Here is a 13,741-nt window from a genome sequence, read left to right as displayed (position 1 = left end):
GAGACTAAGCCACCGGTCCGTACTCTTCTTAAGGTGACCGCGACCTGGAAAAGGGCGGCGGGCGCCGCCCGCGCCCGTCTCGGCAGCGTCCGGGTACGCACCTCCCTCGCCGCCGCGGTCGTCGTCCTCGCCGCGGTCGGGCTCGCCGCCGTCGGGCTGGTCATCATCGCCCGTCACACCCTCACTAGCAACATCGACGACGCGGCCAGCCAACGGGCCGGGCAGGTCGTGGCCGCGATCAAATCCGGCGACCCAGGGCTGCTCGATCAGACCCTGCGCCCGGCCGCCGGGGATCAGACCCTCGTTCAGATCGTCAACTCCAGTGGCAAGGTCGTGGCCGCCTCCCCAGTTTTGGCCCAGCGGCCGCCCATCCTCACCCAGCGCCCGGCCGTCGAGGCGACCACCTGGGAGACCGCATACCTGCAGCCGGACAGCGAAGACCCGTTCCGCATCGTCGCCACGACCGTGGCCACCGACGACGGCAGCCGCACTGTGCTGGTCGCCCAGTCCCTGCGGCCGGTGAACGAGGCCATCGAGCTGATCTCACGCCTGACCGCGGTGGGCATGCCGATCCTCGCCGTGGTCGTCGGCGCGGCCACGTTCATCCTCGTCGGCCGCACGCTGCGTCCGGTCGAGGCCATCCGCCGCCGGGTCGCCGGCATCACCGCCCGCGATCTGCAAGCCCGCGTCCCGGTCCCGAACACCCAAGACGAGATAGCCGCACTCGCCGAAACCATGAACGCGATGCTGGACCGGCTGCACGCCTCCGCCGACGCCCAGCGCCGGTTCGTCGCCGACGCCAGCCACGAACTACGCAGCCCGCTGGCCGCGCTGCACGTCGGTCTGGAACTGCTCACCCCGGCCAACGTCACCGGCGAAGACGTCGCCCGGCTGCGCGCGGAAACCGACCGCATCTCCCGGCTCGTGGCCGACCTGCTGCTGCTGGCCCGCGTCGACGAACACGGCCTGCACCCCCGCCGCAACGACGTGGACCTCGACGACATCGCCTACCGGTCGCGGCTGCGGCTGATCGGCTCGCGCCCCGACGTGACCGTCACCGGCCAGGTCACCCCGGTCCGGATCACCGGCGACGACCACGAACTCGAACGTGCCGTCACCAACCTGTGCGACAACGCCGCCCGGTACGCCCGCACCACCATCACGCTCACCGTGACCGCCGACAGCACAACGGCTCGTGTGATCGTCGATGACGACGGGCCTGGCGTCCCGCCACCGGAACGTGAGCGGATCTTCGAACGCTTCGTACGCCTGGATGCCAGCCGGGCCCGCGACGACGGCGGCACCGGACTCGGGCTGGCCATCACCCGGGAGATCGCCCATCGCCACGGCGGCACGGTCACCGTCACCGACTCACCGCTGGGTGGCGCCCGCTTCGAGTTGCGCCTGCCCCTGGACTACACCACCACCTTATGAGGAAACGATGCGCGTACTGATCGTCGAGGACGAAGCCAACCTCGCCGCCGTCGTCAAAGCCGGCCTGACTGCAGAAGGCTATGCGGTCGACGTCATGGCCACCGGCGTCGACGGGCTATGGGCGGCGACCGAGCACACTTATGACGCGATCATCCTGGACATCATGCTGCCCGGCCTCAACGGCTATGAAGTCTGCCGGACCCTGCGCCAGCGCCAGATCTGGACACCGATCATCATGCTCACCGCGAAAGACGGCGAATACGACCTCGCCGACGCCCTCGACCTGGGCGCCGACGACTACCTGACCAAACCGTTCTCCTTCGTCGTCCTGCTCGCCCGCCTGCGCGCGGTAGCCCGCCGCGGCCACGGCCAACGCCCGACCGTTTTGGCCGCCGATGACCTCGTCCTCGACCCGGCCGCCCGCACCGTCACCCGGGCCGGCGACCAGATCACCCTCACCACGCGCGAGTTCGCGCTGCTGGAATTCCTGATGCGCCACAAGGGCGACGTCATGTCCAAACGCGCGATCATCGAGAACGTGTGGGACATGAGCTTCGACGGCGACGACAACATCGTCGAGGTCTACATCATGTATCTGCGCAAGAAGATCGATCAACCCTACGGCCGGGCGACCATCGAGACCGTCCGCGGGGCGGGCTACCGGATCGCATCCAAGCCGGACTGACCCGCGCGGACTCCGTCAGACGGGAGACAGGGCCAGATCTTTGACGGCACGGATCTGCTCGATGATGTCCGTGCTCGTCGTAGGAGGTGTGGCCGCCGCCGGATGACGGAGAGCAGCGTGAGCGCCACTGCTGAGCGCGGGCACCCGACCGGCCCGATGTAGAGCTTCGGCGATCTGCCTTAGCCGGCCTGCGGTGCCCAGCACAGACCGGCGGGCCGTCCGAAAGCTGGCCGACTGAACACAGGCGGCCAGCAGCCAGTCCCAGGTGACCGGCAGCCGATCGATCCGCAGCCGGTGAGCCTGCAACATCACCGCGCCCGCAAGCATCAGGTCCACCAGATCCACGATCGCCAGCTCGACGCCAGGGTCGTGCAGTCGCCCCGCGATCGGCAACGCCGCACGATCGTGCCCGGATCCGAAGCTGTCCGACACGATCAGAACCCGGCGCGGACCAGCGACAAGGGTTGGGTGTGACGACCAGTCCTGCCGCACTTGTGCCTGCCTGGATCGACAGCCAGGCACCTAGGCAGACAACGCTGTGACCTGCAGCGGATGCGGCGGGTCACAGGGCTTGCGCGTGCGCTTGCCGCCGTCGTAGAAATCGGTCGGCAACCGCGACGACCACCACCGCGGCGACAGCAATCACGAACCCAGCCAGAATGTCGCCCGGATAGTGCACACCCACCCACACCCGGGCGAAGCCAATGGCCAACGCGCACACACCCAGCGCAAGCGCCCAACCACGATGCAGGAACACCCCGATTCCGGCAGCGATCGTGAAAGCGGCCGTCGCATGATCGCTGGGCAGCGACACCCCCGCCGTATGGGCGATCAGCTGATGCACACGATGCGTCTGAAATGGCCGCACCTGACCACTCAAGTGCGAAACCATCGTGGCGGCCGCGAACGCCAGCACCAGGCTCGCCCCGATCAGCGCCAGCGCTCGCAGCCGACGCCGAAACAGGGCATGGACTACGAGCCCTGCGGCGACCGCGAACACGACATAGATCAACGCGGTGGCGAGGAACTCCATCACGTCGTCGAGACCGTCGCTGCGACCGGCCCATCCGTTGATCAGCGAAAACAGGCTGTAGTTCATAGGTGGTGGCCAGCTCCTTCGTTCACCACCGGCACGCTAATGACCCACAGCTGAAAATCCGATGAACGGCAGAAGCCGCAGAAACGCACCGGCCATCGCGGGCGATGTGGTACACCGCATCCACAATCCGGTCCTGATGTCAGACTCGCAGAGATCGTTGCCGGAGGCGGTTACGCGGCCCGAACACAGGCAATAGGCGGCGGGCAGAGCACCAGCCGTACGCCTAGGGGAAGGACCTCAGCTCGCTGTAGCGGGCCTCGAGTGTGTCCGGAGCCGGCCCGGAACGTACCACGTGGTCGAGGAAAGCCAAGACGACCGCATCGGTGATCTCCAACGCTCGCCGGCCGTTGATCGTGCCGAGTTGGCCGAGCAGATGCTGCAGCGGGGGTAGGAAGAAGTACACGCTGTAGTCGGTGAAGTTGAAATGCTGGGCTCCTGCGAGGGCGTAGCGCCAGTTCGGCCCGCTCGAGGCGGCCAGCAGCGAACGGGCGGCTGACTCGATCGGTTCATGGTCGGTGCCCGTTCCCGCCGCACACGTCCCGGCTACGCACCCATCCTGCGAGCTGAGCAGCAGGAACGGTTTGTCCAGGCCGGCGGAGCCGACAGGGCCATAGGGAGTGCCGTCCAGATCGACGGCGCCGGCACAGTCCGGATCGTCGTGGCATGCTTGCAGCGACGACGCGCCGCCCAGCGAGTGCCCGATGTAGGCGACACGGCTGGTGTCGACATGCCCGGCGAGCCGATCATCGCCGGGCAGGGCGGCCACCCGTGCAGCGGCGAAACGGGCATCGGCTGCCCAGATCTGCACCAGCGGGCCGAGGACGTCGGCCGACTCGCTGTCAGGGTTGCCTTTCGCCGTGCGGCCGACCACTCGCCCGTCCAGCACGGTGACGTTAGCGCTGAAGGTCGGCGTCACCCCGGCCACCACGAAACCATGGCTGGCCAGATCCTGCGCGACGGTGGTGAACTGCGGGGCCGACAGGCCTAAACCGGGTTCCAGGACCACCAGCGGAAACCGGCCATCGGCAGCGGGCGGATCGTCGTACTCGCTGGTGCTGATGGCATCCAGCGGCCCACCGAGAAACCCCTGCTGTTGCAGGTTGCTCCACGCCCCGGGCGCGTACGCGGCGGTCGGCCCGGACACCGGCCCGGCCGGATACCACAGCCACACCGACAGAACACGATGCTGGCCCGGCTGCGGGGCAAGTGGGTCGAGTCGGCCTGGGTCGGTCCACTGCCGCGTCGACCGGCCCACCGGATACGAACCCGTGGGTGTGGGCAGGGTCCGTGGGCGTTGCCGGGCGACCTGCGCGATTACCGCCGCACCGGCGGCCACGAGGACGATCCCAGCAAGGATTCCCACCGACCATCGCAAGGGTCTGCTGAAGCGCCGACGTTGGACAGCCATGCCGACACGGTAAGACGACCAGTGCACTCCGGGCGAGAATTGCTCAGCTCGCGAGGCCAGGTCGCCAAAACCCTTCGGAGGGACGGCTGCGGCCGGCAGGTGGCGACACCCGAGAAGCGCGCGGCCTCCCAGCCACCCGACTTAGCGAACAGGCTTTAGGGCGCCGTTGCCGCCAGGTCAAGCACCTCGTGGCGCATCGAACTCAGGCGCCTCTAAGGCAGCTTTACCTAGCCTGCGCGACCATGACGACAACTCTGACGGCCGGTCGAACGCCTGCGTCCACGCGGGCGATGCTGAACAAGGTCCCCGAGATCACCATCTGGTTCTGGATCATCAAGATCCTGTGCACCACCGTGGGGGAGAGCTTCGCGGACTGGATCAACATGACACTCGGCGTGGGGCTGGAGAACACCTCCCTAATCTTCACCGCCGTACTCGCCGTCGTCGTGACATGGCAATGTCGGCTGCGCCGCTACCAGCCGTTGCCGTACTGGCTGACGGTCGTGGTCATCAGCATCACCGGGACCCTGTACACCGACATCCTCACCGACGACCTGCAGGTACCCCTCGCCGTCAGTACCAGCGTCTGCGCCGCGGTCCTCGGTGTCGTGTTCGGCGCCTGGTACGCCCGCGAACGCACCCTGTCGATCCACAGCATCGTCACCCGGCCTCGCGAGGCGTTCTACTGGCTGGCGGTGCTCGTCACGTTCGCACTCGGCACCGCCGTCGGCGACTGGACTCTCGAACTGACCGGCTGGGGACCAGGCGTGTCGACCCTGCTGCCGGCGGGCCTGATCGCCGCGGTCGTACTCGGCTGGCGGCTCGGGGCGAATCCGGTGCTGTCGTTCTGGGTCGCCTACATCCTCACCCGCCCGCTCGGCGCGAACCTCGGCGACTGGCTGGCGTCGGACACCGCCGACCACGGTCTCGGCCTCGGCACCGCGATCACCAGCATCGTGTTCCTCACCGCGATCCTCGCCACCGTCATCTACCTGACTGTTACCCGCCGAGACGTCATCGAGACACGGCAACAACCGCAGCGTTCGGCGGTGAACGCACCCCGTACACGAGAACGCATCATGCTGGGCTACCTCAGCGTCGTCGCGCTCGCCACAGCCGTGCTGTTGACCTGGGCCGCAGCACAGCCACACGCCGCCGTCACCAGCGAGGAAGGACCCGGCTCCGCCGTCGCCGACATGACGCCGCAGCAGGCGACCCAGCACTTCCCAGCGGCGGACCTCACAGCCCTACGCGAAATCACTCAGGACTCGCTGGACAAGCTCACAGCGGGAGACCAAGCCGGCGCCACCGCGAGGATCACCGACCTCGAAACCACCTGGGACGACGATCAACCCAAACTCGAGCCACTCGACCGCAAGGCGTGGACATTCCTCGACGAGCAGATCGACACGGTCCTCAGCGCGATGCGGGCGTCCCACAAGGACAAGGCCACAGAGCAGAAAGCGCTCACCGCCCTGCTCACCTCTCTCGCCGGCGCCTGACGAAGTCCCGACGCCACGGTGTATACCGTCCGGGCGGCAAACTGACGCCCGGACGGTACAGACGATTCCGCTGGGCCCGCACACGACGGTGTATCCAGCGCACAACCCAGCGAAGGCGCGACGGCCAGGCGGATGGCCTGATCATCAGACCGTCGGTTGGCCCAGACGGCGGTCTGCGATCCTCGCGACGCTGGAAGCGCCACAGAAGGCACGGGCGTCCGCCGTGGGAACCGGGGGACGCCCCCCTGCATCCATGCCGCAGGATCAGATGTGCTCGCTTGCCAGGGCCACACTGACCGGCCCGCGTCCAGCGATGCGCAAAGGCACTGCCGTCAGGACCGCAACGGCCAGCAGCGTGCCAGCGGCAATAGCCGCCAGCTGCGGCGCGGGTGGGATGGTCAGTGTCGGCTGTTGGGCCAGAGCCCGGTACAGGTACAGGCCCAGCGGCACGCCGAGCAGAGTACCCAGCAGCGCCGGCAGCAGCTGTGCTGCGGTGATCCCGGCGCGGATCTGACCGGCTGTCGCCCCGAATGCCTGTGCTAGTGCGATGGTGCGGCGCGCGTCGACGATGGTCGCCCATGCGATGAACAGCACATTGACGGCCGCGACGATGATGAGCAGGACGGTGATGATCCGCGTCAGGTCGGTCAGCCGTTGCGCCCGAGTCACCGGCCCGTCGGCGAGGTCGACTCCGGCGGTGGCGAAGATCGCCACGATGCCAGTGACCGTGATGGCGACGGTGGCCGTGTTGAGCAGCCCTCGTGCCGGGCGGCGGGCGAGCAGGCGCAGGCCCAGCAGCAGCGGTACGGGAAGCTTCGCAGAGAACCGGACCAGTAGCGGCCGTCGGCGCGGCGTGCGCGGCTGATCGTGCAGGGCCCGAACGGTGCTGGTGCTTCCAGCCCGCAACGCCGGCAGCGCTGTCGCCGCCACAGTCACCGCGACCGCGACGAACAACGGCAGGAGCATGTTGAAGGGGCTGAGCACCGGCGCGCCGGGCGATCCGACCAGACCCGCGCCGATCCCGGCGATCGACGGCGTCAGCAGCCTGCCGATGACGGCGCCGAGGGCGGCGGCGATCAGCGCGAGGAGCAAATGTTCTGCCAGCAGCACGCCAGCGACGAGGTTGGGCGTGCCACCGATAGCTTTGAGCAGGCCCACCCGGCGCGTCTGATCGACCATCCGCCGCCCGGCGAGCACCGCCATCCCAGCGATTGCCAGCAGGGACAGTAAGATCGCGCTGACGTGCATCGCGACCTGTTCGGTCTGCACGAGACCGTTGTCGGCATCCTGGATGGTCTGCCACGCCATCGGGTAGAGTCCCGGCCCGCCCGCCGTCGCCGGATCCATACGGATGCTCTCCACCCACGCCTCAGCGTTGCCGGGATCGGCCAAGGTCAGGTTCAGCAAGTACGTCCGCGGATTGGTGCTGCTGGCCAGCGCGGCGACCTGCGGTTGGTCGATCCAGACCAGGCCGACGTCAGGTGCGCCGCGCCCGTGTGGGCCCTCCACCGGCGCGTTACACGCGATGTGGCAGATGTTGGACGGGTAGGCGGGCAGCGCGGCGGTGACCGCAAGACCGGCCACCTGGAACGCGCGACCACCGAGGGTGATCTGGTCACCGACGCGAATGCCCATCGCCTGTGCAAAACCCCGTTCGATGACGGCCTGGCCTTGGCCGATCCAGGCACCGTCAGTGACGTAGGGCTGGTCGATCGCGGTCGCCGTGGTGGCACGGCCTTCCGCGGTCACGCTCATCTGACGTCCGTTGGCCTGCATGGTGGTGAACACCATCGGAAACGGGCCGCTGTGCCCAGTCACGCCCGGCAACCGGACAAGCTTGTCCACCGTGGCCTGGTCGACGTCGCGATCCTCGACGTTGAGGAAGCTGATGACCGCGTCCGGGCCGGCGGCCGCCTGCCGCGTCTGCTTGTACGGGTTTTCGGTCGCACCGCGCAGACCCAGGCCGACCGACAGGGCGGTGACCGCGACGCCGATGACCAGTACCACGGTGACTGCGTCGAAGGGGCGCCGGCGCAGGTCACGAAACACCAGTCGGAAGATGAGGCGCACACGTCCCATGATCACTCCAGTCCGGCCAGGGCGCTGACGTTGCCACGGGCGCCGCCGGTCAGGATGGTCTGGTCGATGAAAGCGCCGTCGCGCATGGTGATGAGCCGGTCCGCGGTAGCGGCGATCCGTGCGTCATGGGTGACGATGATCAGTGTCTGCCCGGACTCATGGAGGTCGTCGAAAAGGCGCAACACGTCCACAGCCGACGAGCTGTCGAGATTGCCGGTCGGCTCGTCTGCGAACACGATCTGCGGCTTGCTGATCAGCGAGCGGGCGACCGCGACGCGTTGACGCTGGCCCCCCGACAGCGCCGAGGGCAGAAATCCTGCCCGGTCGCCCAAACCCACGCGGTCCAGCAGTCCGACTGCCTGCTTGCGGGCCGCCCGGGACGACAGTCCGGCCAGCAGCGCCGGCACCTCGACGTTCTCGACCGCTGTCAGCTCGTCCATCAGATGGAAGGCTTGGAAGACGAACCCGACCGCATCGCGCCGCAACCGGGCCACGGCGCGCTCGCCCATCTGATCGATACGCTTGCCCGCCAGCTCGATCTCTCCCTCCGTGGCCCGGTCCAAGCCGCCCAGGCAGTACAGCAGCGTCGACTTGCCGCATCCACTCGGGCCCATCACCGCCACGGTCTCACCCTGTGCGACCTCGAGGTCGACGCCGTCGACCGCGCGGACCAGGCCCTCGCCTCGTCCGAACGTCTTGGTGAGGTCGCGTACCCGCAGCACTGTGCTCATCTGCCTGCCCTCCGTGTCGTCCAATACCGTTCACATGCCTCGAGCCAGCGCACATCCGCCTGCAGCCGCAGTACCAGGCCTTCCAGCAGCAGGGCCGCCGGTGAATCGTCGTCTTCCTTCAGCGCGGCACCTTGTGCATCACGCAGGCGCCGCAGCAATTCCCTGCGCTGGGCGTCGATGAGCGCGATCGGGTCGGCGAGCCGGGCCGCAGCCGCCGCCACGAGCTTGAGCTGGAACTCGGTGGGCACCAGACCAGGCCAGTCGACAACCGTGAGCCACTCGGACACACGCTGCTGCCCGGCCGCCGTCAGCGCGTACACCTTGCGATCGGGTCGGTCTGGCAGCCCTTCGGCGCGCTCCCAGGCGACCAGGCCTGCCTTTTCCAGCCGTCCGAGCGTCACGTAGATCTGCCCAGCGTTCAGCGCATCGCCCAGCGGGCCAAGCGCATCCAACAGCCGCGCCCTCAGCTCATACCCATGCGAAGGTTCCTTCGCCAGCAGCGCTAGCACCACGTCCTGCACAACCGCCTCCAGATAACTGTTAGCTATACAGATAACCGTTAGCTATGGAGGCTGTCAAGCCTGAATTGTTACCCGGACCCAACCCGCTCCACGTGCCCGCGGCCGCCACACCTGTGCCCCGATGTGCCGCCAGGAGTTCTCCGGCGGCCGGGGGAACCCCCGTCGCGGACGTGAGGATGTCTGCGGCTGCACGGTCCGGACCCGCCGTCAGGACGGGTGCCCAGGTGAGCGATCTCCTTGCGGTCGGCCGACCGTTGATGGTCGAAGTCGAACTCTTCCAACGATTTGCGGGCGGGGAACCGGGCTGTGCGGATACGGCCTTCACCGCAGTGGGACTCGCGGGCGGCGACCTCCCGCTGAAGGCAGGCGGCCAGGAACTCCTCATGACTCCAGGACTCTGCCGTGGCCCGTTCGACCAGACGGGGAACAGCGGCGGCCAACGACGGTGCTTTCAACGCCCGAGTGAGGAACGCCAGTTCAGAGGTCACCTCACGATGAGTTTTTGGTCGCCATCACACCACCGCCTGCAGATCGCCGGTGTCGAAGATGCGGTCGTAGCCGGCCAGGTCCCTTTACTGCACCGCTGTCTGCTCCGCTGGTTCGGCGTTGATGTGCTGGCGCAGGATTGCAGCGGCGGTGCGATGACCAGGGCCGGTGATGGTCTGGTGTTTGGCCCAGCAAAGATCATGTCGGGCCACCGGGACGCCGGACGCGGTGACGGTTACCTGCTCGAGGTCGGCGGTGACGTCGACCCGGCGGCCGATCACCGACGGATGCACCGGCAAACCCTCAGACCGGCGCAACCGGCGAACTCCGCCCAGTCCTCCACGCTCAACACCTCCTCATGCTCGCGATAAGGGGTCACTTTTCAACCGGAACCCAATAGGGGTCATCTTCCAACCGGCGCCGACATTCGGACGAGCGGTCTGTTCGGGACGCTTAGCGCACGCCGAGCAGTGGCTGCTCAATAGCCACCACCACCACCGCCACTTCCGCCGCCGAGTGCGACGATGCCGTAGATCACCAGCGCGACGAGGACGACCGCTAGGATGATCCACAGTAGTTTCTTCGTGGTTGAAGACATGTCGTCACCCCCAAAAGGCCTGTACCCACTCTCATCGCGATCGCACATTTCGGTGTCAAGCATCGATGCGTGGTTACGCCCGTCACACGGCGGCATGGCAGAGCTGCAGAGGTCGCGGTCTTGATAGATGTCGTGAGCCAGCACGATGTGCAGTGCTTGGCTGGCGATCAGGCGGCGCAATCGAAGAGTTGCTGCCTCGGGCCGGAGTTCGAGTGGACGCATCTGCCGCAAGCGGTTCACCTGACCCTCAAAGCCCTGACGGTTGTGCAGAGCCCTGGCGGCTGTTGCCCCCCGCGAGGATGACAGCGACCGGGCCACTGCGCCTAGAAAGCCTCGTCGCGGTTGATCCAAGCCGGTCCTGCAGCACACAGCCACCGTCGGGTCGGTGCGGTTGCTCGCAGGTGCAGTCCCACCAGCCTTCACGTAACGCTTCGAGAGTCATGCCGATTACCTTGCGCGCCGCGACGACCGTGAGCCCTCCGATATCTACCGGCTGGCCCTTCGCCTCATACATCGGCACCGCGACCTGCGCGGTCGAATCAGCGGCATCCTTGGCCACGATCATCGGATCGATGTGCTCACGCCAGCCGGCGTTGCGTACCGCGAGCATGCCGCACACCCCGAACGCGGCCAGCACCAGCAACCCATCCCGCTGCTCCACGGTCACCGGCTCGGTGTCGTGCGCGATGAGCTCAGCCGAGCGGTTCGTCTCGATTCCCTTGACGCGCGCTATCGAGGCCGGGCCGCCGGCGCCGTAGGCAGGAATCGTAGGCGATTCGCTACGCCAATGTATGGGCCTGCCCATGCCAGCTCGACACCGGCAGGCCATCCTTCGTGCGGCCCAACACGACCGACTGTTGCAGCGGACGGGGGTCAGACGGCTGTCGCGGCTCGTACGGCGTCGGGGGTTGCGCCGGTCCAGGTGCGGAAGGCGCGGTAGAAGGAGTTGGTGTCGTCGTAGCCGAGGAGGTAGGCGATCTCGCCGGTGCGGAGGTTGCCGCGGCGTAGGTAGTGCCGGGCGAGGGCTTCGCGGGTGCTGGCCAGGACGGACTGGTAGGTGGTGCCTTCCTCGCGGAGTTGGCGTTGCAGCGTGCGCGGGCTGGTGGCCATGCGTTTTGTGACGGCGGTGATGGTGCTGTCGCCGGCCGGGAGGGTTTCATGGAGTGCGGCGCGTACGCGTTCGGCCACGGTCGCTTCGGCTTGCAGGTCGCTCAGGCGGCGGCGCAGTTCGGGGGCGTAGAAGCGCCACATCGATTCGTTCTCGGTCAGGAAGGGCCGGGCGGCGTCGTCGGCGGAGAACGTGATGGTGTGCGTGTCCGCCTTGCGTATCCGGGTTCCGAAGTAGTCTTCGAGGCCGACTCGGCCGGGCGGCGGGTTCGGCATGGTCAGCCGTGCTGGGTGGATGTGGTGGCGAGTCGCTATGCGGGCCAGGGCTGTCCAGAACACCAGTTCGGAGGTCGCGAGCAGCGCTGGTGGCTGCTGGTCCGGTGGCCATTGGTAGGTGATGCGTAGTCCGCCGGCGGTGTCGGCGAGGTCGAGGCGTAGCGGTCCGACCAGCGGTTTGTAGGTGGCGATGCGCTGGGCGGCGACGGCGAGGTTGGGGCTGCACAGTGCGGCCATGATCGGCGGGCTGAAGGTCTCGACGGAGATGGCCTGTCCGATGTCCAGGGCGAGGTCGCGACCGTCGCCTTCGGCTTGCAACGCTGACCAGAACCGGAAGTACTCGTCGGGCGTGAGTGTCGGCGGGCCGCGCGCGAGCAGGTCGGCTGGTAGCGATGCCCTGCGCAGGGTTCTCGGCCACGATATTCGCAGGTCGTTGATGAAGACCTTGATGCCGGGGTCCAGGGTGAATCGCCCGATTGCCACCCAACGAGTCTAGGCCCGCAGCGCCGCCGAGGGTATGCAGATCACGCCAGAGCGCTAGCTGATCGCGCCACCCGTGCGCTCGGCGGCTGAACGCTACCGCCGTAGGAAGAGTGGCGCGTCGTGCAAGTGAGTCGGCGCGCTGCGCTAGTGGAATTCCGCTATCTGGCTCCTAGCGTGAGGTTGAAGGTCCGAAGCTAGACGTCGAACAGCAACTGCGATCGGAAGGCAACCACCATCATGAGCAGCAAGGTTGCACTGGTGACGGGAGCCTCGTCCGGCATCGGAGAGGCCACCGCTCGCGAACTCGCCGCCGCCGGGTACACCGTTTACGCCGCTGCCCGCCGTACCGAACGGATGCAGAAGCTGACCGAGGCAGGCATCCGTCCGATCGCGATGGACGTCACCGATGACGCCTCCATACAGGCCGCCGTCAAGACCATCCTCGCCGAGCAGAGCCGCATCGACGTCCTGGTCAACAACGCCGGCTACGGCTCCTACGGCGCACTGGAAGACGTGCCCATGGCCGAGGCCCGCGCCCAGATGGATGTCAACGTCTTCGGCGCCGCCCGCCTCATCCAGCTCGTCCTGCCGCAGATGCGCGCACAGCGCTCCGGAACGATCGTCAACGTCACCTCGATGGGCGGCAAAATCACCACCCCGCTCGGCGCGTGGTACCACGCGACCAAGTTCGCCCTCGAAGCCCTCAGCGACTGCCTGCGCATGGAAGTCGCCCCCTTCGGCATCAACGTCGTGGTCATCGAGCCCGGTGGCATCCGCACCGAGTGGAGCGGCATCGCCGCCGACAAGCTCCGCGCCGTCTCCAGTAGCGGCCCGTATGCCCCTCAGAGCAACGCCGTGGCCAGCTCACTCACCTCGGAAAGCACCCAGCGGCGCTCCTCGCCGCCCGAACTCATCGGCAAGACCATCACCAAGGCGGTCGCCGCCCGTCGTCCCAAGACCCGCTACGCCGTCGGTTATGGCGCTAAACCGACGATCTTTCTGCACGGCGTGCTCCCCGACCGGTCTTCGACGCGTTCATCCGCCGGGCCACCGGCGTCCCGGCGACCTGACCACGAGTCGGCCGCAGCAGTACCCAATGTGGTTCGCGCACCGCCACCATCGCCATCGCCATCGCGGAACCAAACTACCCAGATATACGAAAGCCCAGCTCAGGAGTGAGCTGGGCTTTCTCTAATCGGACATATCCGATTTGCGGGTGGAGACGAGGGGACTCGAACCGGTGGGCGATACTGGGATCGAACTAGTGACCTCTTTGATGTGAAAACAGACTTCAATTGGGTCTGATCGCGGCGATGTTTGATCTTCAGCTGC

Annotated in this window: 14 protein-coding genes and 1 pseudogene; 4 read left to right on the top strand and 11 right to left on the bottom strand. The window is 67.3% G+C overall.

Annotated features, from left to right (window positions below; genetic code table 11):
* Positions 1-33 precede the first annotated feature (33 nt).
* Positions 34-1,434 carry a sensor histidine kinase gene (locus HDA40_RS42055; RefSeq protein WP_253754220.1) on the top strand — a complete coding sequence of 467 codons (1,401 nt, stop codon included), beginning with the start codon at positions 34-36 and terminating at the stop codon, positions 1,432-1,434.
* Between the two features lie 7 nt (positions 1,435-1,441).
* Complete coding sequence (locus HDA40_RS09915; RefSeq protein WP_253754218.1) at positions 1,442-2,119, top strand: response regulator transcription factor; 678 nt, start codon at positions 1,442-1,444, stop codon at positions 2,117-2,119.
* 15 nt (positions 2,120-2,134) lie between these two features.
* Here the strand turns inward: HDA40_RS09915 and HDA40_RS09910 are convergent, their stop codons facing one another.
* The 3 genes from HDA40_RS09910 to HDA40_RS09900 all read right to left on the bottom strand — a co-directional run bounded on the left by HDA40_RS09910 (position 2,135) and on the right by HDA40_RS09900 (position 4,626).
* A complete protein-coding gene (locus tag HDA40_RS09910) occupies positions 2,135-2,551 on the bottom strand; it encodes a hypothetical protein (RefSeq protein ID WP_253754216.1) in 417 nt (138 codons plus the stop codon).
* Positions 2,552-2,681: 130 nt separating this feature from the next.
* Positions 2,682-3,218, bottom strand: a complete 537-nt coding sequence (locus tag HDA40_RS09905) for a phosphatase PAP2 family protein (protein ID WP_253754214.1) — start codon at positions 3,216-3,218, stop codon at positions 2,682-2,684.
* A 223-nt stretch (positions 3,219-3,441) separates the two neighbouring features.
* Entirely contained in the window at positions 3,442-4,626 is a 1,185-nt protein-coding gene (locus HDA40_RS09900; protein ID WP_253754212.1) for an alpha/beta hydrolase, read from the bottom strand.
* Between the two features lie 242 nt (positions 4,627-4,868).
* Here HDA40_RS09900 and HDA40_RS09895 point away from each other — a divergent pair, with 242 nt between their 5' ends.
* Entirely contained in the window at positions 4,869-6,128 is a 1,260-nt protein-coding gene (locus HDA40_RS09895; protein WP_253754210.1) for a COG4705 family protein, read from the top strand.
* 264 nt (positions 6,129-6,392) lie between these two features.
* Here HDA40_RS09895 and HDA40_RS42050 read toward each other — a convergent pair whose 3' ends face one another.
* From HDA40_RS42050 to HDA40_RS09855, 8 genes and pseudogenes are all read right to left on the bottom strand, one after another.
* The gene (locus HDA40_RS42050; RefSeq protein ID WP_253754208.1) at positions 6,393-8,198 is read right to left on the bottom strand and encodes an FtsX-like permease family protein; all 1,806 of its coding nucleotides are present in this window, start codon (positions 8,196-8,198) and stop codon (positions 6,393-6,395) included.
* Positions 8,199-8,209: 11 nt separating this feature from the next.
* Entirely contained in the window at positions 8,210-8,938 is a 729-nt protein-coding gene (locus HDA40_RS09885; protein ID WP_253754206.1) for an ABC transporter ATP-binding protein, read from the bottom strand.
* A complete protein-coding gene (locus HDA40_RS09880) occupies positions 8,935-9,459 on the bottom strand; it encodes a PadR family transcriptional regulator (protein ID WP_253754204.1) in 525 nt (174 codons plus the stop codon). The genes HDA40_RS09885 and HDA40_RS09880 overlap by 4 nt, the downstream gene beginning before the upstream one ends.
* Before the next feature lie 215 nt (positions 9,460-9,674).
* Positions 9,675-9,947 (bottom strand): annotated as a pseudogene (locus tag HDA40_RS42045) (ATP-binding protein); the annotation flags it as partial.
* 84 nt (positions 9,948-10,031) lie between these two features.
* Positions 10,032-10,238: a Mu transposase domain-containing protein gene (locus HDA40_RS09870; RefSeq protein ID WP_253754202.1), complete on the bottom strand. Its 207-nt coding sequence runs from the start codon at positions 10,236-10,238 to the stop codon at positions 10,032-10,034.
* Between the two features lie 185 nt (positions 10,239-10,423).
* Positions 10,424-10,783 carry a hypothetical protein gene (locus tag HDA40_RS09865; protein WP_253754200.1) on the bottom strand — a complete coding sequence of 120 codons (360 nt, stop codon included), beginning with the start codon at positions 10,781-10,783 and terminating at the stop codon, positions 10,424-10,426.
* A gap of 7 nt (positions 10,784-10,790) precedes the next feature.
* Positions 10,791-11,348 carry a hypothetical protein gene (locus tag HDA40_RS09860; protein ID WP_253754199.1) on the bottom strand — a complete coding sequence of 186 codons (558 nt, stop codon included), beginning with the start codon at positions 11,346-11,348 and terminating at the stop codon, positions 10,791-10,793.
* Positions 11,349-11,416: 68 nt separating this feature from the next.
* On the bottom strand, positions 11,417-12,409 hold the full coding sequence (locus HDA40_RS09855) for an AraC family transcriptional regulator (protein ID WP_253754198.1): 993 nt from the start codon (positions 12,407-12,409) through the stop codon (positions 11,417-11,419).
* Positions 12,410-12,646: 237 nt separating this feature from the next.
* Between HDA40_RS09855 and HDA40_RS09850 the strand changes: the two genes are divergently transcribed.
* Positions 12,647-13,588, top strand: coding sequence for an oxidoreductase (locus tag HDA40_RS09850; RefSeq protein ID WP_253754197.1), 942 nt, complete (start codon positions 12,647-12,649; stop codon positions 13,586-13,588).
* Positions 13,589-13,741: the final 153 nt, after the last annotated feature.

Source organism: Hamadaea flava, from assembly GCF_024172085.1.
Lineage (GTDB): Bacteria > Actinomycetota > Actinomycetes > Mycobacteriales > Micromonosporaceae > Hamadaea > Hamadaea flava.
The sequence above is the reverse complement of the archived record's forward strand: the minus strand, read 5'-3'. Positions and strand labels throughout refer to the sequence as shown.